The 26,383-nt window shown below is 65.8% G+C and carries 27 protein-coding genes; 20 read left to right on the top strand and 7 right to left on the bottom strand.

Translation table 11 applies throughout. The features are described 5' to 3' along the window. The first annotated feature begins 190 nt into the window (after positions 1-190). From DMB37_RS00945 to DMB37_RS00960, 4 genes are all read left to right on the top strand, one after another. Positions 191-1,732, top strand: coding sequence for a hypothetical protein (locus tag DMB37_RS00945; protein ID WP_135231001.1), 1,542 nt, complete (start codon positions 191-193; stop codon positions 1,730-1,732). Then, positions 1,732-2,175: a hypothetical protein gene (locus DMB37_RS00950; protein WP_107656639.1), complete on the top strand. Its 444-nt coding sequence runs from the start codon at positions 1,732-1,734 to the stop codon at positions 2,173-2,175. Before DMB37_RS00945 ends, DMB37_RS00950 begins: the two co-directional genes overlap by 1 nt. Further along, entirely contained in the window at positions 2,172-3,995 is a 1,824-nt protein-coding gene (locus DMB37_RS00955; RefSeq protein ID WP_240772179.1) for an FHA domain-containing protein, read from the top strand. Before DMB37_RS00950 ends, DMB37_RS00955 begins: the two co-directional genes overlap by 4 nt. 220 nt (positions 3,996-4,215) lie before the next feature. Continuing rightward, entirely contained in the window at positions 4,216-5,277 is a 1,062-nt protein-coding gene (locus DMB37_RS00960; RefSeq protein WP_135231002.1) for a chitinase, read from the top strand. Between the two features lie 75 nt (positions 5,278-5,352). On the opposite strand, the gene DMB37_RS00965 is transcribed toward DMB37_RS00960, so the two are convergent. Then, on the bottom strand, positions 5,353-5,760 hold the full coding sequence (locus DMB37_RS00965; protein WP_135231003.1) for a MerR family transcriptional regulator: 408 nt from the start codon (positions 5,758-5,760) through the stop codon (positions 5,353-5,355). A 49-nt stretch (positions 5,761-5,809) separates the two neighbouring features. Here DMB37_RS00965 and DMB37_RS00970 point away from each other — a divergent pair, with 49 nt between their 5' ends. Next, positions 5,810-6,682 carry an NAD(P)-dependent oxidoreductase gene (locus DMB37_RS00970; RefSeq protein WP_135231004.1) on the top strand — a complete coding sequence of 291 codons (873 nt, stop codon included), beginning with the start codon at positions 5,810-5,812 and terminating at the stop codon, positions 6,680-6,682. Between the two features lie 4 nt (positions 6,683-6,686). Here DMB37_RS00970 and DMB37_RS00975 read toward each other — a convergent pair whose 3' ends face one another. Then, positions 6,687-7,544, bottom strand: a complete 858-nt coding sequence (locus DMB37_RS00975; RefSeq protein ID WP_135231005.1) for an SAM-dependent methyltransferase — start codon at positions 7,542-7,544, stop codon at positions 6,687-6,689. 88 nt (positions 7,545-7,632) lie between these two features. Further along, positions 7,633-8,502: a LysR family transcriptional regulator gene (locus tag DMB37_RS00980; RefSeq protein WP_240772180.1), complete on the bottom strand. Its 870-nt coding sequence runs from the start codon at positions 8,500-8,502 to the stop codon at positions 7,633-7,635. A gap of 365 nt (positions 8,503-8,867) precedes the next feature. On the opposite strand from DMB37_RS00980, the gene DMB37_RS00985 reads away from it, so the two are divergent. Genes DMB37_RS00985 through DMB37_RS01010 form a run of 6 tightly spaced genes read left to right on the top strand, consistent with a single transcriptional unit; the run spans position 8,868 to position 14,149 of the window. Then, on the top strand, positions 8,868-10,310 hold the full coding sequence (locus DMB37_RS00985) for a form I ribulose bisphosphate carboxylase large subunit (protein WP_135231006.1): 1,443 nt from the start codon (positions 8,868-8,870) through the stop codon (positions 10,308-10,310). Positions 10,311-10,329: 19 nt separating this feature from the next. Next, a complete protein-coding gene (locus DMB37_RS00990; protein WP_135231007.1) occupies positions 10,330-10,752 on the top strand; it encodes a ribulose bisphosphate carboxylase small subunit in 423 nt (140 codons plus the stop codon). Continuing rightward, positions 10,742-11,758, top strand: a complete 1,017-nt coding sequence (locus tag DMB37_RS00995) for an AAA family ATPase (protein ID WP_135231008.1) — start codon at positions 10,742-10,744, stop codon at positions 11,756-11,758. Before DMB37_RS00990 ends, DMB37_RS00995 begins: the two co-directional genes overlap by 11 nt. Before the next feature lie 16 nt (positions 11,759-11,774). Then, positions 11,775-12,854: a class 1 fructose-bisphosphatase gene (locus DMB37_RS01000; protein WP_135231009.1), complete on the top strand. Its 1,080-nt coding sequence runs from the start codon at positions 11,775-11,777 to the stop codon at positions 12,852-12,854. 30 nt (positions 12,855-12,884) lie between these two features. Further along, positions 12,885-13,763, top strand: coding sequence for a phosphoribulokinase (locus DMB37_RS01005; protein WP_135231010.1), 879 nt, complete (start codon positions 12,885-12,887; stop codon positions 13,761-13,763). A gap of 35 nt (positions 13,764-13,798) precedes the next feature. After that, on the top strand, positions 13,799-14,149 hold the full coding sequence (locus tag DMB37_RS01010) for an Hsp20/alpha crystallin family protein (RefSeq protein WP_206055151.1): 351 nt from the start codon (positions 13,799-13,801) through the stop codon (positions 14,147-14,149). Between the two features lie 134 nt (positions 14,150-14,283). Here the strand turns inward: DMB37_RS01010 and DMB37_RS01015 are convergent, their stop codons facing one another. Beyond that, complete coding sequence (locus DMB37_RS01015; protein WP_135231011.1) at positions 14,284-14,574, bottom strand: hypothetical protein; 291 nt, start codon at positions 14,572-14,574, stop codon at positions 14,284-14,286. 10 nt (positions 14,575-14,584) lie between these two features. Next, positions 14,585-14,959 (bottom strand): hypothetical protein, encoded by a 375-nt coding sequence (locus DMB37_RS01020; protein ID WP_135231012.1) that lies wholly within the window; start codon positions 14,957-14,959, stop codon positions 14,585-14,587. A gap of 243 nt (positions 14,960-15,202) precedes the next feature. On the opposite strand from DMB37_RS01020, the gene DMB37_RS01025 reads away from it, so the two are divergent. After that, entirely contained in the window at positions 15,203-15,616 is a 414-nt protein-coding gene (locus tag DMB37_RS01025; protein ID WP_135231013.1) for a nuclear transport factor 2 family protein, read from the top strand. A 295-nt stretch (positions 15,617-15,911) separates the two neighbouring features. Here the strand turns inward: DMB37_RS01025 and dinB are convergent, their stop codons facing one another. Next, complete coding sequence (dinB, locus tag DMB37_RS01030; protein ID WP_135231014.1) at positions 15,912-17,144, bottom strand: DNA polymerase IV; 1,233 nt, start codon at positions 17,142-17,144, stop codon at positions 15,912-15,914. Between the two features lie 93 nt (positions 17,145-17,237). On the opposite strand from dinB, the gene DMB37_RS01035 reads away from it, so the two are divergent. The 8 genes from DMB37_RS01035 (at position 17,238) to DMB37_RS01070 (ending at position 25,360) form a co-directional block, all read left to right on the top strand. Continuing rightward, positions 17,238-17,582, top strand: coding sequence for a helix-turn-helix domain-containing protein (locus DMB37_RS01035; RefSeq protein ID WP_240772181.1), 345 nt, complete (start codon positions 17,238-17,240; stop codon positions 17,580-17,582). A 363-nt stretch (positions 17,583-17,945) separates the two neighbouring features. After that, positions 17,946-18,500: an integrase core domain-containing protein gene (locus DMB37_RS01040; protein ID WP_135231016.1), complete on the top strand. Its 555-nt coding sequence runs from the start codon at positions 17,946-17,948 to the stop codon at positions 18,498-18,500. A gap of 301 nt (positions 18,501-18,801) precedes the next feature. After that, a complete protein-coding gene (locus tag DMB37_RS01045; RefSeq protein WP_135231017.1) occupies positions 18,802-19,242 on the top strand; it encodes a hypothetical protein in 441 nt (146 codons plus the stop codon). A 99-nt stretch (positions 19,243-19,341) separates the two neighbouring features. Continuing rightward, on the top strand, positions 19,342-19,920 hold the full coding sequence (locus tag DMB37_RS01050) for a 2OG-Fe(II) oxygenase (RefSeq protein WP_167768670.1): 579 nt from the start codon (positions 19,342-19,344) through the stop codon (positions 19,918-19,920). Between the two features lie 62 nt (positions 19,921-19,982). Beyond that, on the top strand, positions 19,983-22,586 hold the full coding sequence (locus DMB37_RS01055) for a glycosyltransferase (protein WP_167768671.1): 2,604 nt from the start codon (positions 19,983-19,985) through the stop codon (positions 22,584-22,586). 297 nt (positions 22,587-22,883) lie between these two features. Continuing rightward, on the top strand, positions 22,884-23,288 hold the full coding sequence (locus DMB37_RS01060) for a BlaI/MecI/CopY family transcriptional regulator (protein WP_255508360.1): 405 nt from the start codon (positions 22,884-22,886) through the stop codon (positions 23,286-23,288). Next, positions 23,285-24,235, top strand: a complete 951-nt coding sequence (locus DMB37_RS01065) for a M56 family metallopeptidase (RefSeq protein ID WP_135231021.1) — start codon at positions 23,285-23,287, stop codon at positions 24,233-24,235. The genes DMB37_RS01060 and DMB37_RS01065 overlap by 4 nt, the downstream gene beginning before the upstream one ends. An 18-nt stretch (positions 24,236-24,253) precedes the next feature. Further along, positions 24,254-25,360, top strand: a complete 1,107-nt coding sequence (locus tag DMB37_RS01070) for a winged helix DNA-binding domain-containing protein (protein ID WP_135231022.1) — start codon at positions 24,254-24,256, stop codon at positions 25,358-25,360. Positions 25,361-25,508: 148 nt separating this feature from the next. Here the strand turns inward: DMB37_RS01070 and DMB37_RS01075 are convergent, their stop codons facing one another. Continuing rightward, positions 25,509-26,282 carry a TetR/AcrR family transcriptional regulator gene (locus tag DMB37_RS01075; RefSeq protein ID WP_135231023.1) on the bottom strand — a complete coding sequence of 258 codons (774 nt, stop codon included), beginning with the start codon at positions 26,280-26,282 and terminating at the stop codon, positions 25,509-25,511. Positions 26,283-26,383: the final 101 nt, after the last annotated feature.

The following is a 26,383-nucleotide window of genomic DNA, read 5'->3' on the forward strand; positions in this document are numbered from 1 at the left end:
GCATGCTACTTCCGAAAGCCCGGCCGCCGTGGCATGTTCGGTGAGATCCGATCCCGCGCGTCGCAAAATCCCCGAGGTCGGCGGGTGCGTGGCACACCGGCGTGCGAGCCTCTCGCGGTTTACCACGCACGGGTCCGGGGGCCGGCGGATCGTAAGCCATCGGTAAGAACGGGCCGGTAGAGTGCCCGAAATGCGGGGAGATCTCACCCAGGCCCTCGTCGATACCGACGTGTGGGCCGATGAAATGTTGGACAGAGCCGGGATTCCGGTGGTGGATGTGCCGTTCGTGACGATCGGCAGTGGGATCGGCTCCTTCGTCACCTATGACACGCTGCGGATCTTCGGGGTGCCCGCGCAGTCGATGGCGGTGCTCGGGCCGCAGGAACATCCGTGGGCGTCGTACGAGTATCTGACTCGGGTGTCACAGATCCCGCGCGGCGAGCGGTTGCGCAGCGATTCGGCGTCCGAGCCGGACAACATGTGGGGCTTTCCGTCCTATGCGGTGCGGGAGGCGATCGCGGACAAGTCGATCAAACCGCTGTGGAATGTGTTCGTGGAACCGATCTTCGCGAACTACTACACACCGCGGGCGGGGCAGGCGTTCGTCGGGATGGAGCGGGAGTTCCACCGCATCGGCTATGCGAGCTCGTTGCATCGCGGGCAGGTTCGCATGGTGCGCAAGCGGCACGGTGGGGGATACTTCACGATTCTCACCCCGGCCGCGGGGTCGACGCCGACCAAGCGGGTGGCGTTTCGCAGCACGTATGTGCATGTGGCGGTGGGCTATCCGGGATTGAAGCTGCTGCCGGATCTGCAGGAGTACCGGGAGACGCATCGCGATCCGACGCGGGTGGTGAACGCGTACGAGCCGCACGAGCACGTGTATCAGGCGTTGCAGCGCAGGCCGGGAACGGTGCTGATCCGAGGTAGCGGGATCGTGGCCAGCCGGGTGTTGCAGCGGCTCATCGACGACCGGGACCGGATGCAGTTGAACACGCAGATCCTGCATCTGTTCCGCACCTATGTCGCGAAGTCGCATGGCAAGAATGTGTTCAACCGGCGCAAGGGTGCCGACGGCTGGGCGTATCAGGGGTTCAACTATCCGAAGTCGGTGTGGGGCGGGCAGCTCAAGCAGAAGATGCGCACCCTGCAAGGTGAGCAGCGGGCGGCGGCGTACCAGGAGATCTCCGGGACGAATACGCCGATCCGGCGTCTGTGGCAGGAGCAGTTGCGGCGCGGGCGCAAGCAGGGGTGGTATCAGGTGATGGCCGGGACGATGCGTGCGCCGCGGCCCGCCGCGGGACGGCAGGGCGTGGTCGCCACCATCATCCCGGACCCCACCGCGGAACTGCCGGTGCCGCCGCCGACGCAGCCGTTCGACACGACGGTCGATTACATCATCGACTGCACCGGGCTCGAAGCCGATATCCGTGAGCATCGGTTGCTGGCGGACCTGCTGGATCACGCTGGTGCGGGCCGTAATCCGGTTGGGCGGCTGGATGTGGACACCACCTTCGAACTGATCGGCACGCGAAGTGGCATCGGGCGCATCTATGCATCCGGTAGCGCGACACTGGGTGGGCCGTTCGTCGGGGTGGACACCTTTCTCGGCTTGCAGATCGCCGCGCAGGAGATCGCGGACGATCTTGCGGCGCTGGGGTTCTGCAAGCGAATGGGTCCGCTGCGCTCGACGAGCCAGTGGTGGGCCTGGGTCATGAACAAGAGGATCTGATGCTGCCGACATTGAACGGGCGAATCCAGACCCGGGTGCTCGCGCTGAGCGTGATCGGGTTTTTCGTCGCGCTGATCATCACCCCGCTGCTGCCGACGGGATCGCTGAGTCTCGGGCAGGCATACCGGGTGACGCTGTCGATCCTGCTCGGCACCGTTCTGGTCGGGGTGCTGTGGGAGTTGCTCTACCATTTCTTGCAACAGTTCCGCTGGGAAAAGGATTGGCCGACGCTGTTCGGTTTTCTCACCATGGTCAACGAGGGGGCGCTCATGTGGGTGCTCGTCCGGTACACGACCATCGTGCTGCCCGAGTCGCTGCGTCCCTCGCTGACCGCGTTCCTGATCCAGTTCATCCTCACCTGGATCGTGTTCTGGCTGATCGTGAACGGACCGATGCGCGTGGTGTTCCATCGGTGGCGATTCCAGGGCGGCAGGTTCGTGTGAGCAGGCAGATCGAGGTCCTTCCCGGTCGTCATCTGGTGGCGAGCAGCGGGGGTGTGGTCGTGCTGGTCGCGCACCGGGACGAGGGTGCGGTGACCGCGGATTCGGTGGCGGCGCGGGCGATGACGGCGTTGCTCGGGATCGTGCGGCAGGCGACCTCCAACGAGCCGCGGCGCAGCGGGCGGACGGTGGCGCGGTTGGCCACCAACTGGTTGATGGGGTTGGAGAACGGGGATGAGGACGCGGTCGAGTTCGGGGTGATCACGCCGGGAGACGGTGGGGTCGCGGTGTTTCTGCACGGTGGGGTGACGGCGGTGCTGGCCGGCGCGGAGCGGTCGGAGATTTTGCGCGGACGGGAGGCGGGGTTCACTGTCGACCGGGTGGTGACGCCTGCGCCGGGGGTCGGGGTGGGGTTGTTCGTGGATGAGGTGGGTCAGGTGGCTGAGATGTTGCCTGAGCGTGGGGTTTTCGCGTTGGGGGAAGGTACGGCGCCGGGTGGTGGGGTGGTGCTGTGGTTTAGTGCCGGTGGTCTCGCCGCTGGTGCGGAGGGGGTTCCACTGCGCGGGGTCGAGCAGCACCCCGGGGTTGCCCAGCCGCACGGTGCGCAGGCGGAGTTCGGTGTGCAGCGGCGGTCCGGGTTCGAGGAGCACGGGGTTCGGCCGCAGCACAACGCCGAGACACCGACCGGAGGCCAGGCGCCACGCGGGTTCGACGAGCAGCCCGGGGTCGGGCAGCGACACGGTGCCGAGCCACACAGCGCCGAGGTGCCCGGTGGCGAGTCGCTGCGAGCCCCTGACCTCTGGAAACGGGACGATGTCGCGGATGCCGGGACGGAGTACTACAGCACATCGCCGGTGGCGCGGGAGACTGAAGCCTCCGGGTCGACGGGTGTTGAGCAGCAACATGGTGTTGCGCCGCAGCAGGTTCCGGATCTGCGGAAACAGGACGATGTCGCGGATGCCGCGACGGAGCAGTACGGCGCGTCAGCGGTGTCGCGGGAGTCTGCTACGGGGTCGGCACGTCTGGTCCCGCGCGGCCCGCAGGTCCCTCCGGCGGATGCGGTCGCCGAGCAGTCCAGCGGAAGTTCTCCGGCAGTGAGCCCGGTGCAGCCGCACGAGAGGGTGTCGCCGGCTAGTGCGCCGCGGCTGGCCAAGCCGGTCGGCGCGGGACAGCCGGAGAGTGCGGCGCACAGCGGTGCGCAACCCGGCATTGTGCGCCCGGAACCTGGTGCGGCTCAGCACCTTCCGGACCACCCTGCGGTCCGCGATGTCGATCTCGAAGAGACCGTGGTGCCCGGCGAGGCGCTGGCGCCCCGCGGCCGCGACGGTGGTGTCGTGGCCGAGTCGCGTGGTGTCGTGGTCAAGGGATTCAAGTGCGCGCGTGACCATCTGAACGATCCGCGGGTGTCGTTCTGCGCGGTCTGTGGTATCCGAATGGATCAGCTGACCTGCATACTCACCGACGGCATCCGTCCACCACTCGGCCTGCTGCTGCTCGACGACGGCACCTCGTTCGTCCTCGACAACGACTGCGTCCTGGGCCGCGAACCCGAGCACGCGGAAGCGGTCGCCCGCGGTGCCCGCCCGGTCCGCGTGGCAGACCATTCGGGTGGCATGTCGCGCGCCCACGCCGAGATTCGCCTCATCGACTGGGACGTCACGGTCGTCGACGGCGGCTCCACCAACGGCACCCACATCCGCCAACCCGGCCACCAGGACTGGACCCGCGCCATCCCCGGCCACCCGGTCAAGCTGACCCCCGGCGCCCAGATCCAACTCGGCGGCCGCGTCGCCACCTTCGACTCCCAGCACGGTCAGCTCTGATCGACCCGTCATCGTCGGCGAGGCCGGAGACGTATCCGGCCTCGCCGCAATCGCTTTGACATCCGCACGCGTGGCAGTGCGGCGAAATCGCCCCCGCTAACCAGTTGTTATAGGGCAACCTCTCCCCAGTTGTCGCCATTGGAGTTGATCAGCAGGGGTGTGTTTCTACTTGGTTATGAACTCCACCTGTGGCTCGCGTGGACTCGGCCAACGCTCGGTAATGCTCAGATATTTGATGGCGGTATTGGCGGTGATCGGCACCATGGTGGTCGCGGTCGCGCCGGGTGTTGCCGCGGCACCGGCCGATGTCTGTCCGACCAAGCCGAAGCCGAGCGGTAAAGTCCTGCAGGGTTATTGGGAGAGTTGGGACGGCGCGGCCAACGGTGTGCACCCGGGCATGGGCTGGATTCCGATCACTGACGCCCGGATCGCCGCGCACGGCTACAACGTCATCAACACGGCGTTCCCGGTCATCGAGTCCAACGGCACCGCGCGCTGGGAAGACGGCATGGAACCGACCGTCAAGGTCGCGACCCCCGCCGAGATGTGCCAGGCCAAAGCCGCCGGCGCCACCATCTTGATGTCGATCGGCGGCGCGGCCGCCGGCATCGACCTCAGCTCCAGTGCGGTCGCCGACCGGTTCATCGCGACCATCGTGCCGATCCTCAAGCGGTACAACTTCGACGGCATCGACATCGACCTGGAAACCGGTCTCGTCGGCAGCGGAAACATCAAGACCCTCTCGGCTTCCCAGGCCAACCTGATCCGCATCATCGACGGCGTGCTCGCCCAGATGCCCGCCGGGTTCGGCCTCACCATGGCCCCCGAAACCGCCTACGTCACCGGCGGCAGCGTCACCTACGGCTCCATCTGGGGCGCCTACCTGCCGATCATCAAGAAGTACGCCGACAACGGCCGCCTCTGGTGGCTCAACATGCAGTACTACAACGGCAGCATGTACGGCTGCGCAGGCGACTCCTACCAGGCCGGCACCGTCCAAGGCTTCATCGCCCAAACCGACTGCCTCGCCAAAGGTCTCACCATCCAGGGCACCACCATCACCGTTCCCTACGACAAACAAGCCCCCGGCCTGCCCGCCCAACCCGGCGCAGGCGGCGGCTACATGTCCCCAGCCCTGGTATCTCAAGCCTGGAACCACTACGGCACCGGCTCCGCCAACGCCCTCAAAGGCCTGATGACCTGGTCCATCAACTGGGACGGCTCCCGCAACTGGACCTTCGGCAACAACGTCAAGTCCCTCCAGGGACGCGCAGCGCAGTAACCCCACCCCACCCGACCCGCTGGCCACCACGGCCAGCGGGTCGCTTCCCGCCCACTCGACGTTGGTTGTGCCGGTTCAGGCGGGAATGCACTCCAACTCGGTCCCGTCGAACGGCGGATAGGTTTCGCTGCCGGATTCTTCGGCGGCGGTGATGTAGTCGGCCAATGCGGCGCGAGCCTGGGCGAGCTTGGTCATCTGGTCGTCGAGGCGTTGGAGGCGGGCGCGCATGGCGGTGAGGAGTTCGGGGCAGCCGGGGAGTTCGGGGTTTTCGCCGACGGCGCAGGGGAGGAGGTAGGCGATGTCTTCGGAGGACAGGCCCGCGCCGAGGAGGTGGCGGATCTGTTTGACGCGCAGGATGGCGGATTCGTCGTATTCGCGGTAGCCGTTGGGGTTGCGGTCGGCTTCGAGGAGGCCTTGGGCGCCGTAGTAGCGGAGTTGGTGGGCGTTGACGCCCGTTCGACGACTCAGTTCCCCGATGCGCATCGCGACCTCACTTGACCTTCATACCGGTATCAACGTTGATGATGCTGCCATGGACAAGAAAACCGAAACATCTGTGGCCGTCATCGGACTCGGGCTGATGGGGCAGGCGCTCGCGGGAGCGTTCCTGAAGGCGGGGCATCCGACAACCGTGTGGAACCGTACGGCGGCCAAGGCCGAGAAGTTGGTGGCCGAGGGGGCGCTGCTGGCGCCGACGGTCGGCGAGGCGCTCGCGAACAGCGGTCTGACCATCATCTGCCTCACCGACTACGACGCCGTGTACGAGCTGCTGGACGCGGCCGATCTCGGGGGAACGATGTTGGTCAACCTGACCTCGGGCGACTCGACCCAGGCCCGGGAAGCAGTGCGGTGGGCCGAGAAACGCGGCGCCCGTTACTTGGACGGCGCCATCATGGCCCTGCCGCCGGGGATCGGAACCGCCGAGGCGGTGATTCTGCACAGCGGTCCGGAGTCGGACCTCGCGGCGCACCGGTCGACACTCGAAGCGCTGGGCACGATCTCCTACCTCGGTGCGGATCATGGGCTGGCGTCGCTGTACGACGTGGCTGGCCTGGCGATGATGTGGAGCGTGCTCAACGCCTGGTTGCAGGGCACGGCGATGCTGCGCACGGCCGGTGTCGATGCCGCGACGTATGCGCCGTTCGCGCAGCAGATGGCCGTCGGGGTGGCCGGCTGGCTGCCGGGTTATGCCGAGCAGATCGACAACGGTTCGTTCACCGCCGAGACGTCGGCCTTGGAAACCGACGTGCGGGCGATGACGCATCTGATCGAGGAGAGCGAGGCGCTCGGCGTCAATGCCGAACTGCCGAAGTTGTTCAAGGCCATCGCCGACCGTGCGATCGCGGCCGGACACGGTGGCGAGCAGTACCCGGTGCTGATCGAAGAGTTCAGCAAGCCCGCGTAGCCGCCTACTCCTGGCGGAACCGGATCACCCCGGACCATGGACGGCGCATGGGCTTGCGCAGGTCAGGGGCGGGCAGATAGGTGAACGGGCGCAAAAACCAGGGGGCGCGGCGGTATTTGCGCGCGTGCACCAGAAGTTCTTCCACCTCCAGCGGCTGCCAGCCGAGTTCTTCGAAGAAGGTGAGCCCGCCCGGCGGCTCGAACTTCATCGGCGCGTTCTCCAGCAGGGATTCCGAACGCATCCGCAGCGTGCCGAGGTTGGTGTCGGCCATCCACCACGCGACCTCCGGCCTGGTCAGTGCTCGGACCAGGTCGGTGACCGTGTCGACGTCGAGGTAGAACAGCAACCCCTCGGTGAGCACCAGCGCCTTGCTCGCACGGGAGGTGACCGGGCCGATCGCACCGAGCGCCTCGTCGAGGAACTTCTCTCTCGCTTCAGGATCGGCGAGGTCGACGGCCCGGCGGATCAGCACGCAGTGCGGGGTTTCGCCGGCGAGACTGGCCTCCTTCTCCTCGAGGATCTCGGGCAGGTCGGCTTCGACCCAGACGAAGTCGGCGGGCAGGGCCAGACGGTAGGGGCGGGTGTCCAATCCGGCGGCCAGGTTCAGGATCCGGTCACAGCCCTCGTCGATGGACTTGGTGATGAGGTCGTCGATGAGTTTGGTGCGGGCGATCACCGGCCAGCCGTTGCGCATGATGCTCGGTGCGGCGTCGGCGATGGCGTAGCCCTGGGGGCCGGCGAGCCGGTCGGCCAGCGGGTCCTGGAACAGCGCATCGGGGCGTGCCGTTTCGCGGGCCCGGTAGGCGGCCACCCACCGGGCGGTGTCCGACACGTTCGAGATAGGTGCTTCTCCGCCAACCATGCGGCTCAGTTTGACACAGCACCGACCAGTCGGCCTTGTGGTACACATCACGTCACAAGTCGACCCAGAAGTGCTGCGCCAGAGGCTATTACGCGGGGTGGAAGGCGTCGGCGCCGACCTCACCGGGGTCCAGGATGTGGGTGAGGAACAACCGCGTGGTGGGCGTCGGGGTGCGGGTGGTGATGGCGTGCCATGGACGGTCCATGGGTGTGCCGGTGACGGGCAGTATGCGCAGGACGCCGGATTCGAGGTCCTGGGAGACGGCGTCACTGTGAATCAAGGTGACGCCCAACCCTTCTCGGGCGGCGGCGAGCACGGCGCCGTGGCTGCCGAGTGTGAGAGTGGGCGGGCTGATTTCGAGTTGGTCGAGCAGGGTGAGGGTGGCGTCACGGGTACCCGAGCCGCGCCCACGCAGTAACCAGGTGGTGCGCAGCGGGTCCTGATCGGCGGCCCCGACCACGATGAGATGGCTGGGTCTGCGGGCGCGGATGACCAGACCGGTGTTGCGGGGCGGACGGCCCGCGATGACGAGATCGGTTTCGTGGTGCTGCAATTCGAGGAACAGCACATCGCGCGGATGCACGGACAAGCTCAGTTCGATGTCGGGGTAGCGGTTGCGGAATGCGGCCAGGGGGCGCAGCAGGACGTACTCGCCCGCGGTGGCCACCACCCCGATGCGTAGTCGCCCGGTCTCGGCCTGCTGGACCGCGGCGTGCGCCTCCTTCATCAGACCCAGGATGCTGCGGCAGTACTCGGCGTAGATGCGGCCCGCTTCGGTGAGCGCGATGCCGCGCCCGGATTTGGCGACGAGCTTGGCGCCCAGCTGCTTCTCGATGTGGGCGACGGCGGCGGAGACGGCGGCCTCGGTGATGTGCAGCTGGGTCGCGGCGCGGCGGATGCTGCTGAGCCGGGCGACCACCAGGAATGTTTCCATTCTGGCCGCACTGACCGCTCCCATCCGCCGACGGTAGCAGTGACTCTGGTGCCAACGGAATTGACGTCGATGCGGCGGCGGTGATGTGTGGAAACATCGATGATGTCGAGGTCAACCCGACCGTGGCGCGTGACTCCCCTTCCGCGTCGCGCTCGAGTACCCCGGGTCGGTGCGCGTCCCGGGGTACTCGCGGCGGTTCCGGAAGTTTTCCGATGCCCGCAGTGCTCCTTACCCTGCCGGGTTCGCGCGAAACCTGACTTTTCCGTTGAGCTTTCGCAGGAACAATCAAATTGTTTGTTGTCTACCCGGCCGTCATCCTGGAATTCGCAAGGCGCACAACCCGATCCCTGGGCGTGAGCGTCCCGCAGCACCGACTGCCAGGAGGAACGATGGCCGAAGCGACCGAGCGGGACCGGTGGGATCCGGGTGTTCAATCGTATGCGTCGATGGGATATTACGCGCCGGACTATCAGCCGTCGGACACCGATGTGCTCGCCGTATTCCGGGTGACGCCGCAGCCGGGGGTGGATCCGATCGAGGCGTCGGCCGCGGTCGCGGGCGAATCGTCTACGGCGACATGGACCGTGGTGTGGACCGACCGTTTGACGGCGCACTCGAAGTATCAGGCCAAGTGCTATCGGGTCGATGAGGTGCCGGGGCGGCCGGGCGAGTATTTCGCTTATGTCGCTTACGATCTCGACCTCTTCGAAGAAGGCTCGATCACCAACCTGACGTCCTCGGTGATCGGCAATGTCTTCGGTTTCAAACCGCTGCTGGCACTGCGCCTGGAGGACATGCGGATCCCGGTGGCGTATGTGAAGACCTTCCAGGGTCCACCGCACGGCACGGTGATGGAACGGGAGTATCTTAACAAATACGGCCGCCCGCTGCTCGGCGCCACGGTGAAGCCGAAACTCGGTCTGTCGGCACGCAATTACGGCCGGGTGATCTATGAGGCGTGCAAGGGCGGACTGGATTTCACCAAGGACGACGAGAACATCAACTCCCAGCCGTTCATGCGGTGGCGGGACCGCTATCTGTTCGCCATGGAAGGCGTCAATCGCGCCATGGCCGAGACGGGCGAACTCAAGGGCCACTACTTGAATGTCACCGCGGCGTCGATGGAGGACATGTACGAGCGGGCCGAGTTCGCCAAGGAGCTCGGCAGCGTCGTCATCATGATCGACCTCACCGTCGGCTACACGGCGATGCAGTCGATGTCGCACTGGGCGCGGCGCAACGGACTGCTGCTGCATCTGCACCGGGCCGGGCACTCCACCTTCACCCGGCAGAAGACGCACGGCGTGAGCTTCCGGGTACTGGCCAAATGGTGCAGGCTGATCGGCGTCGATCATCTGCACGCCGGCACGGTGGTCGGCAAACTCGAGGGCGATCCGGCGACGACCCGCGGCTTCTATGACACGTTGCGGGAGAACCACATTCCGGCCAACCTCGGCAACGGCATCTTCTTCGACCAGGACTGGGCGAGCCTGCCGGGAGTGATGCCGGTGGCCTCCGGCGGCATCCACGCCGGGCAGATGCACCAGCTGCTCGACCTTTTCGGCGACGACGTGATCCTGCAGTTCGGTGGCGGCACGATCGGGCACCCGCTGGGCATCGCGGCGGGCGCCGAGGCGAACCGGGTGGCGTTGGAGGCGGTCGTCAAGGCCCGCAACGAGGGTCGCGATCTGCTGAAGGAGGGCCCCGACGTGTTGCGCAAGGCCGCCGAGATCTGCCGTCCGCTCGACGTCGCGCTGGCGACCTGGGGCGATGTCACCTTCGACTACACCTCCACCGACGCGCCCGACGCGGTGCCGACGGCCACTCGCTGAAACCCTTGGAGCCCATGCCATGTACCTGCGTCACGGAACGTTTTCGTACCTGCCGGAGTTCACCGACGCGGAGATCTCCGCCCAGGTGCGCTACGCGCTGCTCAACAGCTGGCCGGTGTCCATCGAATACACCGACGACCCGCATCCCCGCAACGCCTACTGGGAGATGTGGGGGCTACCGCTGTTCGATCTGGACGAACCCGACGGTGTGCTCGCCGAGATCAATGCCTGCCGTTCGACTTTCCCGCACCACTACATCCGGGTGCTCGCCTACGACGCCCGCTTCGGCAGGCAGACCACGGCGCTGAGTTTCCTGGTGCAGCGCCCGGCCGACGAGCCGGGTTTCCTGCTCACCCGACTGGAGGGACCGGATCGGCAGCAGAAGTACGGCCTGCACTCCTACGCCACCGACGACCGCCGGGGACAGCGGTATGGCGGCTGAGGCCAACGGTTTCCGGCTGCACCGTCCCGGTATCGGCGACGGCAGGCCGGTGCGGGCCGAGCCTGCCGAGGCGGCGGCCGAGCCCGAGATCCTCGACGACGACGCGGTACTCGATCTGTCGACCGATATCGCGGGCAACGATGTGCACGACACGTTGCGCAGGCTCGACGCCGAACTCGTCGGCCTGTCCAACGTCAAGCGCCGGGTGCGCGAGATCGCGGCACTGCTGCTGATCGACCGGGCCAGGCAGCGGTTCGGTTTGAGTGCGTCGCGGCCCACCATGCACATGAGCTTCACCGGTGGGCCGGGCACCGGCAAGACCACCGTCGCGCTGCGCATGGCCGAGATGCTGCACGCGCTCGGCTATATCCGGAAACCCAAGGTGCACACCGTCACCCGCGACGACCTGGTCGGTCAGTTCATCGGCCACACCGCGCCGAAGACCAAGGAGGCGCTGGCCAAGGCGGCCGGCGGGGTGCTGTTCATCGATGAGGCCTACTACCTGTTCCGGCCGGAGAACGAGCGGGACTACGGGCAGGAGGTCATCGAGATCCTGTTGCAGGAGATGGAGAACGAGCGCGCCAGCCTGGTGGTGATCTTCGCGGGCTACCCGGATCGGATGGAGCGGTTCTTCTCCGCCAACCCCGGGTTGTCCTCGCGGGTGGCCCATCATCTGGAGTTCGCCGACTACACCCACGCGGAGCTGCTCGGCATCGCCGATCTCATGGTGGCGCGGGAGAACTTCCGCTTCGACGAGCCCGCGCATACCGCCTTCGCCGAATACCTGGCGCTGCGGATGACCCGGCCGCGGTTCTCCAACGCGCGCAGCGTGCGCAACGCACTCGACCGCTGCCGGTTGCGCCAGGCCAAGCGGCTGGTAGAGCTGCGCAGGCCGCTGCGCAAGACCGATCTGATCACGCTGACCGACCAGGATGTGTACGGCAGCAGCGTGTTCACCGACAGCACCGCACCGCAGGACGGGCCGAGCGCGCGGGCCCCAGCGTGACGAGATCGAGGCGCCCATGCCAGAGGGATTGAAGACGCTCACCCGCTACACGATCGAGGAGGAGCACCGGCACCCCGGCTCCTCCGGTGAGTTCTCCGCGTTGGTGAATGTCGTGGCAACCGCCACGAAGATCATCGCCAACCAGGTGACGAGGGGCGCCATTGTGGGCTCATTGGGCGCCGCTGAGCCGGACAATCTGCCGCCGACGGTGCACCGCAAGCTCGATGCCATCGCCAACGACATCATGGTGGCCGAAACTCAGTGGACGGGGCATCTGGCGGCGCTGCTGTCGGAGCAGATGCCGACCATTCATCCGGTGCCCGACGCGCATCGGCGCGGCAAGTATCTGCTGGCCTTCGATCCGCTGGACGGTTCGTCCAATATCGACGTGAATCTGCCCGTCGGAACGATTTTCAGCGTGCTGCGGTCCCCGGATCGGGACAACGGCGCACCCGCCGCCGAGGATTTCCTGCAACCGGGCGTGCGCCAGGTGTGTGCCGGGTTCACGCTGTACGGGCCCGCGACCATGCTGGTGATCACCACCGGCCGCGGTGTCGACGGTTTCACCCTGGACCGGGAGATCGGCGCGTTCGTGCTCACCCATCCGCGGATGCGCATTCCCGAGGACACCTCGGGATTCGCGATCAACGCCGCCAACGAGCGGTTCTGGGAGCGACCGGTGCGCAGGTATGTGCACGAATGCCTCGACGGCGTGGAGGGACCGCGCGGGCGCGACTTCAATATGCGCTGGGTGGCGTCGCTGGTCGCGGACACCTTCCACATTCTGACCAGGGGCGGGGTCTATCTGTATCCGCACGACACTCGACCGCCGGCGCGTCCGGGTCGGGTGTCGTTGCTCTACGGCGCCAATCCGATCGCGTTCATCGTCGAACAGGCCGGTGGGTGGGCGACCACGGGTGGTGAGCGGGTGCTCGAGGTGCCGCCGGAGCAGGTGCATCACCAGGTGCCGCTGATCTTCGGGTCGCGCAACGAGGTCGAGCGGATCGAGCGCTATCACAGCGAGCCCGACGAGGGGCACGTCTTCGACAGCTCGTTGTTCGGGACACGCTCGCTGTTCCGGCCCGCGCCGCACTGAAATCTGTTGTCCGGCAATCGAGGAGGTGCCATGTCGGTCAAGCATCCCGTCGTCGCGATCACCGGGTCATCCGGTGCGGGAACGACCAGCGTCACGCGAACCTTTCAGGAGATATTCCGTAGAGAAGGCATCAATGCCGTTGTCGTGGAAGGCGATTCGTTCCATCGCTACGACCGCAACGAGATGAAACTGGCGCTGGCCGAGGCCGAGCAGCATCGCGACCTCACCTTCTCCCATTTCGGGGAGGACGCGAATCTGCTCGAGGAATTGGAGCGGTTGTTCCGCGATTACGGCGAGACCGGGGTCGGTTCGGTGCGCAAGTATCTGCACGACGATTCCGAAGCCAAGCCGTACGGGCAGCCCGCGGGGACGTTCACGCCGTGGGAGGATCTCGCACCCGGCAGCGATCTGCTGTTCTACGAGGGGCTGCACGGTGCCGCGGTGACCGACACGGTGAATGTCGCGCGGTACGCGGATCTGCTGGTCGGTGTGGTGCCGATCGTGAACCTCGAATGGATCCAGAAGGTAATCCGCGACAAGACCGAACGCGGTTACTCCAGCGAGGCGGTCATCGACACGATCCTGCGCCGCATGCCCGACTACGTGAAATACATCTGCCCGCAGTTCTCCCACACCTACGTCAACTTCCAGCGCGTGCCCACCGTGGACACCTCGAACCCGTTCATCGCCCGCAGCATTCCCACCGCCGACGAGAGCTTCGTCGTCATCCGCTTCGCCGATCCCAAGGTGATCGACTTCCCCTACCTGCTGTCGATGCTGCACGACTCGTTCATGTCGCGCCCCAACTGCATCGTGGTACCCGGCGGGAAGATGGACCTGGCCATGCAGCTCATCTTCACGCCGTTGATTTTGCGGTTGATGGACAAGCGCCCCAAACGATCTCGCTGAACGGCGATAAAATTGACGGGGTCAGCCGCAAGATCGTGCCGTTCATCGGATCCGGTTCCGGCGGTCATCTGCGGGTGGAAGAGGCACCGGATAAAGACAACTACCACGTCGTGCGCGTCGAAATCCCCGGGATCGACCCCGATCGGGACCTCGAGGTCACCGTGCAGGACGGGCGATTGACGATCAAAGCCGAACGCAGCGAAGAACGCTCGGTCGGCGGATACTCCGAATTCCGCTACGGATCGCTCACGCGCACCGTCGCGCTGCCCGCCGGGGCGCGGGACGACGATATCGCCGCGACCTACGCGAACGGGATCCTCAGCGTGCGTATCCGGATGAACGAGTCCGCCAGTTCTGCGCGGAAGATCCCGGTGAAGATGGAGTAGATCGCGCACTCGACTTGCCTGCGCAGCGCCGTCCGGCACAGTGGTGCCGGAGTGCCTGGCCAGTACCGAAGGCATGCTGACCCGGGCCGATACAGGATCCCCGGCCTGCGACCGGGGATTCCTACACGGGTGAGCTACCGCCCGCTTCGCGGGAAGCCCAGATCGCTCTCACCATTCCAGGTCACCATGTCGTCGGCCTCGAGCAGTCGGCCCGCGAACGTCAGTGCCTCGCTCAGGGCGTGTACCGAGTCGACGCCGAATATGGCTGTCGTTCTGGGCTCCGGATCGATGCCCTCGATCCGCACAGCACAGGAGTAGTCACCATCGGCGGACTGCTCGGGCTTATCGAAGGTGACAGTAACCAACTGGTCGCCCTTGCGGAGTTCACGTCTAGCGATCGGCTCTCCGAGCTTCTCCGTGGGCATGGATCCGAGTCTAGTCATTGCGCCTGATCTCCAAGGCGATGAGATCGAGCGGGACTTGCGCCTTCCCGACGTAGCAGTCCGCCAACCACTGAGCCGCCTGCTCGTAGCATGGACGGCTTTTCAGTTCCCGACACCTTGGGATCAGTGTGTGGTTGTAGTACATGTCGCACAGATCCTTGTTTCCGCCAGCCTTGAACACACCAGATTTCGCGCAGAGTGGCTTGATCTCCACGGCGTCGGCATGCGTCGCCGGGGCTAGTGGGAGAGTGGCCAACAGGCCAAAACAGATGAGTGCAAACAGTTTTCGCATGATTCCCCCCAAGGAATCTCGGCGTTCTTCGGACACCAACTGTGCCCGACTGCTCGGATCGGCAGTGGATGGCATCGATGCACCCAGTGCCGTTTGAAACATAAATCCGCCGTTCGTCGGTGCCTACTGATCTATGTCTTTCTGGCAGTCGGTTGGCATAGCCGGGGACATTCTGAGTGCGTGCACCCTCGGTACCCCGTATACCGCGGGGGTCGCCCCCTGATTCGCAGGCTGGTGCCCCTTACTCGTCTCGTGGTGCCGCTTCTGGGTTACGCTCGATCAACCCTATTCAACGAGTTGCATATGCGAGGTGCAGGGATGACTACGTTCCGCGAAGCCGTCGAGGCCAGGGACACCGATGCGATGGCGGCGGTGCTCGCCGAGAATGTCGTGTTCACCAGCCCGGTGGCGTTCAAGCCCTACCCGGGCAAGGCGATCACCGCCGCCATCCTGCGCGGAGTGCTGCGCGTCTTCGAGGACTTCCGCTATGTGCGCGAGATCGCCAACCCCGACGGCCGCGACCACGCCCTGATCTTCGAAGCCACCGTCAACGGCAAAACCGTCAACGGCTGCGACTTCCTGCATTACGACGACAACGGCCTGATCGACAGCCTCACCGTCATGATCCGCCCCCTCTCCGCCGCCCAAGCCATGGCCGAAGCGATGGCCGCCCAGTTCCCGCGCATCCAAGAGGAAGCCCTGGCAGCCACCCAAGCCCAGTCCGCCTCGTAGTCGCGAGACGAAAGTTCGCAGCTCGGAGCTGAACGGTCGTGCTACGCCGACGCGCTGCCGGATGTAGCACGGCGGCTCGCCAACCAGCTCGAGGCCGCCAAGCTTGCCGAGTCATGCACACGTGTCGATGTGCATCTCACCCGGCGGCGAAACCGCGACGGCGCGTTCTCATTTCGTCGGCCGGATGCCAGGCTGATTCGGCAGGCTGCTGAGCCACCGGCCGGCCACGCGTCTCACAGCTCGTCCATCCTTGCGGGACTGCGGTGGTCGGGCCCTCAGGCCCGGCATTGTCGTATCAGTCCGGCAGCAAGGGAACCGACAGCCCTTCGCCACGGCGTAAGAGTGCGGCGCGTGTGATGGCGGTGGAGCCGAAGCGGTGGCGCAGATCGTCGAGGGTGGCGTCGAGTGTGTTGGTGGCGCGGGGGTCGAAAGGGAGGGGGAGTTGGAAGGGGTCGGCGTCGGTGAGGTTGGTCAGGGACAGGCCGATCAGGGTGAGGCCGCGTTCCTCGATGGTCGGCGTGGCGGCGGTCAGCAGGGATAGGGCGGCCTGCAACAGGGTGTCGGTGTGGTCGGTGGCTTCGGGCAGGGTGTGCGAGCGGGTGGCGCGGGTGAAGTCGTCGAAACGCATGCGCAGCACCACCGTTCGGCAGATGCGGTCGGCGGCGCGGAGGCGGCGCCCGAGACGGTCGGTCAGACCGTGGAGGTAGGCCTCGATTTCGTCGGGTGGGTGGGGTGCGCGGCCGAGGGCGCGCTGGGCGCCGATGGATCGGCGGCGGACACCGGTTTCGACGCGGCGGGGGTCGCGGGCCCAGGACAGGGCGTAGAGGTGGCGGGCGGCGGCGGGGCCGAGGATGGCGCGCAGTGGGCTTTCGCCGAGGTCGGCAAGCTGTCCGACCCGGGTGATGTTGTGTTCGTGCAGGGTGCGGGCGGTGACTTCGCCGACGCCCCATAGTCTCTCGATCGGCAGCGGGTGCAGGAATTCGAGTTCGCCGTCGGGTGGCACGAAGCGCAGGCCGTCGGGTTTGGCGACGGCGCTGGCGACCTTGGCCAGGAATTTGGTGCGGGCGATGCCCACCGAGATGGGCAGCCCGACCTCGTCGCGCACCCGCGCGCGTAACCGTTCGGCGATACCGATCGGCGCACCCGCGATCCGGCGCAGGCCACCGACATCGAGAAACGCCTCATCGATCGAGATGCCCTCGACCACGGGCGTGGTGTCGTGGAAGACCTCGAACACCGCTTTGCTCGCCGCCGCGTAGGCCGCCATGCGCGGCGGCACCACGATCGCGTGCGGGCACAACCGCCGCGCCTGCCCGCCGTTCATCGGCGTGCGCACCCCGAACGCCTTCGCCTCATAACTCGCCGCGAGCACCACCCCGCCGCCGACGATGACCGGCTTGCCCCGCAACCGCGGGTTATCGCGTTGCTCGACCGCCGCGTAGAACGAATCGAGGTCGGCATGCAGGATCGACGACTCGGCGCGCGCCACTATCCGCGGGCGGGAGGCGGGTGCGTCGGACACGAACATATGTTCGCATAGCTCACCGTCTTGTGCGTCAGAATTCTTGGCAGGGTCTCCGTGTTTACGGTTCGAGACTCATGAGCCAGGAAGGAGATGGTCGTGTCGAGATCACCGCGGTCGAGGATTCCGGTCGAGGACAAGGTCCGGATCGTGCTATCGGTACTGAATGGTGAGATGAGCGTGTCGGAAGCCGCGCGGCGACGCGGTGTCTCGGCGGTGGCGGTCTCGAAGTGGAAGCAGGCGTTCTTGGAAGCGGGCGCGAAAGCTCTCGAACCGCGCCCGAGTGGCCCGCCGGGTGCGCAAGGCTCGCCGGAGCAACGCCGGTTGCGGATCGAGAACGAGCAACTCAAGCTTGCGCTGGCCGAGGCGACGGTGCAGCTGCGGATCTGGCACCATGGTGCCGCCTATACCGACAAGGTCCCTTCGCCGACCTCGAAGCCCTGAGAGCGGCAGAAGGTTTGCCGGTTTCGAGGTTCGCCCGCCTGGCAGGCATCCCCGAACGCACCTACCGTCGGCGACGTGCTCGGCTGCGCGACGCGGACCCGCGCGCCGACCCCGGCCCGCACCCCAGGTCGACCGGTTCGAGCCGATCACGGCGAAGTACGCCGAAGAGTGGCCGGCGTGGGGCCACCGCAAGATCGCCGCCATGATGCGCGCCGACGGTTACGACGTCTCGACCTCGACGGTGGAGCGGGCTTTGCGCCGTCGAGGGTTGTTGCTGCCTCGCGGGTTTCGTGCCGATCGTAAGTCATGGGCGATGCTTCGCCGCCAGATCTTCCATGACCCGCCGACAGTGCGGAATCGGGTGTGGCAAACCGATTTCAGCGAGTTCGTAACCACCGGTGGCGGATATGGCGGATCTGCGCGATCATCGACTACGTCACCAAATACTGCCTGGCCATCACCGTCACCCCGACCGCACGAGGGGCCGACGCGCTGGCATGCCTGCGACTGGCCGTCGCCGAAGCCGAGCACGTCCTGAATCTCGATGATCTGCGTGCCGATCGCGGCCTGGCCGAGGTCATCGGAGCCGATGGGCAGGTGATCGGTTCTGCAGCGGCCCCGATCGCTGTGGTCTCCGACAACGGGCCATGCTTTCGTGGCGAAGTGTTCAAGACCGCATTCGCCGGAACCGATCCATTCCTGCGCCACGTCCGCACCCGCGCGCGCTCACCCCAGACCAACGGTGTCATCGAGCGATTTTTCGGCACCCTGAAATATGAGCACCTCTACTGTGGCCTGATCGCTGACGGAGACGCCTTGGACATGGAAGTGCACCGGTTCCGGATCATCTACAACACGATCAGGCCCCACCAAGCCCTCGGCGACCGGACCCCCAAGGCCGCTTACGTACAAGAGTGAGCGGCTTGAGAACGCGCGCCCAGCGTCAGGTGAGTGTTGTTGCCCGTTGGGTAGCGGTGCCGGTGCGTACTCATGGACCGTCCGGGGGCGGCCGACACGCTTGTAGAGGTGCAGCGCTCATGGGCGCTGGTCACGGCGTTGCAGAATTTGTCCCATCCGGAACGGTATGCGGCAACGAATATGGCTAGGTCGGGCACAGACTGGATGTAGTCGCCATGTGTCCTTCGCGCGTTCTGTCTCGTTGGGTGGGTTGGTCCTATCGGCAGGTCGAAGAGGAAGGGTTTCGAGAATGGATCCGTCTGTGGAGTTTCGTTCCCGTGCAGCGGCGCTCATGAGTGCCGCGTCGCTTGTTGCAGGAGCCACGGGTGTCGCAAGTGGAGTATCGGCGATCGTGGCACCAGCCGCACACGCCGCTGATAGCGGCGTGGTCACGGTGCAGTTCTTCGATGATTGGCCTGATGATAGTAGCGATAATTCGTCCAGCAACCTTGTCGGAAAACCTGTGCAGGTTACTGCCCTGAATAAGTGTAAAGCGGTACCCGTACCCGCTAAGGCCAAAGTTGCGCGGATAGCCGTTACGGATGCAAATGGACGCTTTGACTACGATGCTCCACGCGACCGTTTGATTCACGTGTATGCCGACTCCACCACTTGCAGCGGCGATGATCAAAGCTTTACCGGGAGCTTGATGTTGGAGACGAGCAAGGATACGAAGCTCTCGGTCAAGGTGGAAGAGTACTGATAGGGACACGTGGAGTCACTGATGACATGTGCAGACCAGGGCTCGATTGATTCGACGGAGCTCGGTTCTCCGCAAAGCTGCCCTGAGGAACGGTCGGGCATGCCGGTGCTGGGAGCGGGTTTTTGCCGGTTCGACAATGTCCTTGGCGGTGTGATAGCTGATCGGCTGTTACAGGAGACCTGCGCAGCGTGGTCTGCGGCATCGCGGGGTGCCGCAGACCACGGCGGCAGAGAATCTGAGTGGTGCGTGCCGTTCGATCGGCTGCGGGTACCGGTTCTGGAGGATGCAGTCGCGCGGTGGGCGCCGACGGCGTGCGCGATGCTCGGATTCGATATCGGCGACGGCGCTCTGGCCTACAACTTCGTGATGTTCCAACAGGGTGGTCGTCGACCGCGCCCGGATGCGGGCTGGGACGGCGCGGTGACTGATCGCGATGTTTCGTTTGTCTATCAGTTGTATCGGCGTCCCCGCGCCTTCACCGGGGGTGGGTTGCGGATTTTCGACTTGACTGTCGCCGACGGTCGCCCGGGATGTGCTGATAGTTTCCGTGAAATCGCACCGCGCCACGACTCCATCGTGTTTTTCCCCTCCGTCGCCTGGCATGAGATCGAGCAGGTCAGCTGTGAGGGCCGGGACCTACTCGACGGCTACTTCAGTTTCCATGGATGGTTGCCATGATCGACCTTGCCACGGATCTCACAGCCAGGAAAGCTCTCAGGTCTCCTGCGTTGACGATCGCAATGGCCACACGTGACGACTATGACGGGGTGTATTTCACGGTCACCGCCCTGAGCCTGTATCACCGTGAAGTAGCCGATCGGATCGAGCTCCTCGTCATCGACAACGACGAGGAGCCCGGTCCGGTATCGGAGGCATTGCGATCGCTGGCGACCTCGGTCGACGGGCTGCGTTACCTCAGCGCACCGGAGTTGCGCGGTCCGGCGGCGGTGAAAGATCGCCTGTTCCGGGAGGCCCGGGGCGAGTGGGTTTTGTGTATCGACTGCCACGTGCTCCTGGAGCCGGGGGCACTGGCGCGGTTGCTCGACTTCATCGATGCCCACCCCGACTGTGATGACCTGCTGCACGGCCCCTTGATCGACCGAGACATGATCAGGCTGGCCTCCCACAGCGACCCAGTCTGGGCCGAGGGTATGTTCGGGCGGTTCAGCGTGGTGACAGACCCCCGGGCCGCCGACCTCGATGGGGCACCGTTCGAAATCGGCATGCACGGGATGGGGCTGTTCGCCTGCCGCAAAGCAACCTGGCTGGGGTTCAACCCGCGCTTCACCGGACATGGCGGCGAAGAGGGCTATCTGCACGCCAAGTACCGGGCCGCGGGCCGGCGTGTGCTGTGCTTGCCCTTCCTGCGGTGGACGCACCGCTTCGACCGGCCCGATCGTCCCTCTGCACCGCACTCGAGGTGGGAGCGGTTCCGCAACCACATGATCGGCTGGGAAGAACTCGGGCTGCCCACCGAAGCAGTGGTGGCTCACTACCGACAGCGGTGCGGTGACGAACAACTGGAGCAGTTCCTCGCGCGCTGGCACAACGAACGAAACAACCCATTCACCTACTTCGACGCCATCTACTGCATCAACCTCGACGATCGACCCGACCGACTTGCCCGGCTGACCCACCGCCTGCAAGCGCTGGACATCGCCGAAAGAACAATCCGGGTCTCGGCGATAGCGACGCCCAACGATCCAGCGGTCGGGTGTGCCCTATCGCACCGTGCAGTACTAGCCGCCGCCCACCGCGACGGCTTGGACAACGTCCTGGTCCTCGAGGACGATGCCGTCTTTCTTTCCGGTACCCCGTGGATTCTGCGGCGCAGCCTGCGTGAACTGCGCCACCAGCAATGGGACCTGTTCTACCTCGGCGGATTCGATCACTGCGCGCCACGATGGCGACACGCGCCAGAGCTGCTCGACGACTGTGAACATCTCGCCGACGCCACCGGAACAACCACCACACACGCAGTCGCCTACCACCGGAACATCTTCGAGCGGTTGCTCGCCGAGCTCCCTGACAACGACAACGACATGGGTCGATGGATCGCCGAGCACAAGGCCATCGACATCTTCTACGCCGGCCAGTTCCCACACCGCGCCCTGCGCTGCGTTCCGGCCATCGCGACCCAGGAAAACCTGGTCATCGGTGAAGACCCCGACATGCGCGACCAATTCAACATTGATCCAATCGAATCTGCCACCGTGCCACCGAACGCCTCCGCCGAGACCACGCCCGAACCCACCGTGCCCAGTCGTGGTTCGGTCTCGCGCAGAACCGCACCACGCACCGACCGTAGTGGTGTGGCGGTCGTTATACCGGTCCACAACGGCGCCGAGTTCCTCGACCAAGCCCTCGGCTCTCTCGCCGCACAAACCGTCCCCGCCGAACAGATCGTGGTCGTCGACGACGCCTCACACGATAACTCCTGCGAAATCGTGGGCCGATGGAAAAATATCCTCCCCCTGAACCTCGTTCAACTGCGGCAACAAGTAGGTATCGGACAAGCCCGACAAACCGCGATGGCCGCAGTCACGTCCCGGCTGATCACCCAACTCGACGCCGACGACATGTTCCTTCCGAACCACATCGCGGTAATGAAGGACACCTATCTGAAATCCCCAGGGCTTGTCGCCACTACTCGATTGGCACTGATCGACACCGGTTCCAACCCGGCAGGCGAGCTACGGCGGACCGTGGAATTCACACCGGAACCAACTGATCAGCTCATCCATCTTCTTACCGGAAACTATCTGTGCATCGGAGCCCTATTCAGTATCGATGACTATGAAAATGTCGGTGGCTATCACCGGATTCGATACGCCGAGGATTGGGATCTCTGGTTGCGATTCGCTGCCGCCGGCATACCCTTCACCCGCGCTCCAGAGCCCACTTATGTGCACCGGATCCACCCGGCCAGCATTACCAAAACTACCAGTGAATTCGCATTAGTAAAATACGACGTGGAGGTACTCAACCGATTCTTGTCCAAATGCACCGATACGACACACCGCAGGATCGCGAAACTCGCGATCCTGCAACGCGTCGGGCGCGACTACCTAACCGAATTGCCCACCATCCCTCGCATCGAGCTGTGCGTCGATCCGGTCTCCGTCGCACTGATCGATGACCACACTCTCCGAATCTACGATGACCAGGACCTCGGAACGGTAATGATTGGGAACAGTCCGCAATCCACGCAACAACGCGTAGTGATCGTTTCCTCCGACGAGGCACATAGCCAACTCGAATTCCCCATATCCAGCACCGGAAAAATTGACCTCAATCTTCGGGCGATCCTCGTTCAGCACTCGGTCGCAACCACCACCCGCTGATCGCGACCGAGCCGAGCTGCCTCGCCCGCCAAGAAGCGGCTTGCCTTCACCGCGCGACGTCAACACTCGCTTGGCGATGCGCAGTAGCCGGCATTGCTTCGTCGTTCGCAGTCCTCGGCGCGGCAACCAAACTGTGCCATCGCAGCCTGCCACCGGCTTGACGCAAGACAACCGACATCCGGAACCCGGGTGATCGAACAGAACGCGCGCAATCTACGGTTTGACTACGTAGCAATTCGGACGAACCGGTACGCTGGCCCGACGGCACGGCACGTTTTGGATGAGGGAGTCGGTACGGTGCGCGGATTTGGAGACCTGGAGGCGGTGATCATGGACCGTATCTGGGATCGGGACGCAGAGGACACCACGGTGCGCGAGATATTCGACGAGTTGTCCGCGCAGCGCGACATCGCCTACACCACCGTCATGTCCACCATGGACAACCTGCACCGCAAGGGCTGGCTGGCGCGCGAGCGCGCGGGCAAGGCCTACCGGTACTGGCCGACGCTGACCCGCGAGGAACACAGCGCCCGGCTCATGCTCGAGGCGCTGGGCGCGGGCGGCCGCTCCGATCTGGTGCTGAGCCATTTCGTGGACCGGATCAGCGCCGAGGAATCGGCGGGCTTGCGCGCCGCGCTACGCAGGCTCACCACCCGCAAGACCCCGGACGCACCGCCGGGCACCGAGAGCGCCGCGCCATGACCCTGGCGATCGCATTGATGCTCTACGGCAGCGCCGTGGCGACGATCGGCCCGCCGGTGCTGCGCAGGTTGACCCGGCGCGGCAACGCGCCGCGGCTGGGCATCATCGCCTGGGTCGTCGCGATCGTCGGCGCGCTCGGCTCGTGGGCCGCGGCGGCGACCATGCTCACCGTCGAATTCGCCACCTACTGGGGACATCCGCACGACGCGCTGCGTGCCTGCTTCGCGATCATGTGGACCCCGATCCACGAGGACGGCACCGGCGCGACCAAGGCCGCCACCTTCGCAGTCGGCGCGCTGGTCGCCACCTGCACCATCGCCGTGGTGGCCCGAGCGGTCACGGTGGTGCGCGAGATGCGCAAGCGCACCCAGGAGCACGCGAAGGCGCTGCGGCTGGTCGGGCGCCGGGTGCCCGGACTGTCCGCGCTGGTGCTGGATTCGCCGGAGCGCCAAGCCTATTGCGTGCCGGGCCGGCCCGACACCGTCGTCGTCACCAGCGCCGCGCTCGCGGCGTTGGCGCCCGACCAGCTCGCCGCGGTCCTGGCGCACGAACACGCCCACCTTTCCGGCAGGCACGCCCCGCTGACCGCGGTACTGCGTGCGATCGCCACCACGCTGCCGGGTCTGCGCCTGGTCACCGCGGGCGCCGCCGAGATCGCCCGGCTGCTTGAGATGTGCGCCGACGACAAGGCGGCGCGCACCCACGGTTCGGCACCGCTGCTCGGCGGGCTGCTGGTGATACTCGGCGTCTCCGGCCCGGTCCCCTCGGGCGCGCTGGCCGCCGCGGGCACCGCCGTGCTGGCCAGGGCCGAGCGCCTGGTCGATCCGGTGAGCCCGATCCGCAGGGCGACCACCCGCACCGCGCTGCTCGGTGTCATCGCGACAACGGTGACCGGACTGGCGTTCGCCGCGGCCACGGTAGCCTTCTGCAGCGCCGTGTTGGGCTGAAGATTGAAGGAGTTACCTGTGCGCCTCACCTGGGATCAGGTTTTCGCGTGGCGGCTGCGCAGGCAGTACCTCGCAGCACCCGCCACGCAGCTGACCGAAATCGTGGCCCGGTTGGGTGGCGTGCAGGCGCAAGTCACCTCGGCCGCGGAACTGGCGGTAGCGCTGCGTGGTTCGGCCTCGCAAGCGGGTGCGCTGGTCGGTGCGCTGAACGACGGCACCCTGATCAAGACGTGGGCGATGCGCGGTACGTTGCACGCGCTCACCCCGGATCTTGCCGCTGCCTACCTTTCGTTGCTTGCGTCGGCGCGCACCTGGGAGCGACCGGTGTGGGAGCGCAACTTCGGCGCGTCGCCCGCCGAGGTCGCCGCCCTGACCGAGCGGGTGCGTGCGGTGCTCGACGGCGCGGTACTCACGCGCGAGGAACTGGTCGAGGCGGTCATCGCCGATCCCGCGTTCCATCGGCTCGGTGCGCAGCTGCGCTCCGGCTGGGGCGCGTTGCTCAAACCCCTTGCCTGGCAAGGCGCGATCTGTCACGGCCCGGCCCGGGGCAGCAAGATAACCTTCGCCGATCCGGCACAGCTGGTCGGCGGCTGGCCGGGCCTGCCCGAGCCCGATGCCGCCGCGCCGTTGGCGATCACCGCCTACCTCGGCGCTTACGGACCCGCGACGCCCGCGGCGTTCGATGCCTGGCTCAGCCGCGGCAGTGTGCGCAAAACCGTGCTGCGCCGCTGGTTTTCGGAGCTGGGGGAGACCGTCACCGAGGTCGAGGTCGAAGGCCGCTCCGGCTATCTGCTGAGCGAACACCTCGACGAGCTCGCCGCGACGAAGCCGACGAAGTCGGTGCACCTGCTCGGCGGCTTCGATCAGTACGTCCTGGGCCCGGGCACTGCCGACACCGTGCTGCTGCCCGGGGATCATCGGGCGAAGGTCAGCCGCACCGCGGGCTGGATCTCACCGATCGTCGTCGTCGGCGGCCGCATCGCCGGTACGTGGGAACTCGCCGACGACACGGTGACCGTGGCGATGTTCGACGGTGCGCCGTTGCCCGGGAAGGGATTCGATGCGGCACTCGAACATCTGGCCCAGGCTCTCGGCCGCGACGCGCTGACCGTGCACGCCGGCTAGTCCGCAACACGGCCGGCACATTCGCGCCCACCGAGGCGAATTCGGCCTGCCTGGCGATGCGACGGCCGAGATATTCGGCGTATCAACCTGTCCAACTGGCCGAGCAACGCAGGCGGGACTGGCGGTGCCACACCTCGGCACCCCGCAACTATCGCGCCCCGCCCTTCCCGTGCTGCGCCTTCTTGCGTTGCGCCACATAGTGTTCGAGCCCATCGAGAATGCGTTGCAGACCGAAGTCGAAGTGGTCGAAGGTGGCGTCGAAGGCGTCGTCATCGAGGGAACTCATGATGGGATAGCGACCACTGGCCATGGCCACTTCCAACCGGGGAGCCTGCGCGTCCCAGAATTCCTGATTGGTCAGACCTGTCTTGCGCTCGGCTTCTTGCGCGAACAACTGGGTGCGCGCGGCACTCCCGACGTAGCCGTCGATCAAGATGATCACCGAGATCAGCTCCCGGTCCGGCAGCCCCATCGGCCGAATCGCGGTCAGGAACAACTCCATTCCCTCGACCGCACTGGGTCCGAGCACCGGTCGCGTCTGGTTGACCTCGACCAGCCACGGATGCCGCCGGAACAGCGCGAGACCGCGATGCGCCATCGCTTCCAGCGCGCCGCGCCAGCCGCCGTCGGGGGCGGGTTCGGCGGCGGGTTGCTGCACGCGGTCGAGCATCACGTCGAGCAGTTCGGCCTTGCCGGGCAGGTAGCGGTACAGCGACATGGTGCCGGTGCCGAGCTGGGTGGCGACCCGGCGCATGGTGACCGCCGTGAGCCCTTCGCTGTCGGCCACCTCGATGGCGGCCTCCACGATGCGATCGAGCGTGAGACCCGGTTTCGGACCGCGGCTCGGACGCGGGCCGGAGTCCCACAGCAGATCGAGAGTGCGTGCGAGGTCACCGCTTCCGCTGGTCTCCGTGCTCGTCATGGTGGCAACAATAGCCGCTTGGCAAGAAACTGGGTACGTTGTACTCTTAATCGGGTACAACGTACCCAGTTTCGCGGGTGCGGTACGAATCGGAGGGTTTG

It is taken from the genome of Nocardia sp. CS682, from assembly GCF_004634405.1.
GTDB classification, from domain to species: domain Bacteria; phylum Actinomycetota; class Actinomycetes; order Mycobacteriales; family Mycobacteriaceae; genus Nocardia; species Nocardia ninae.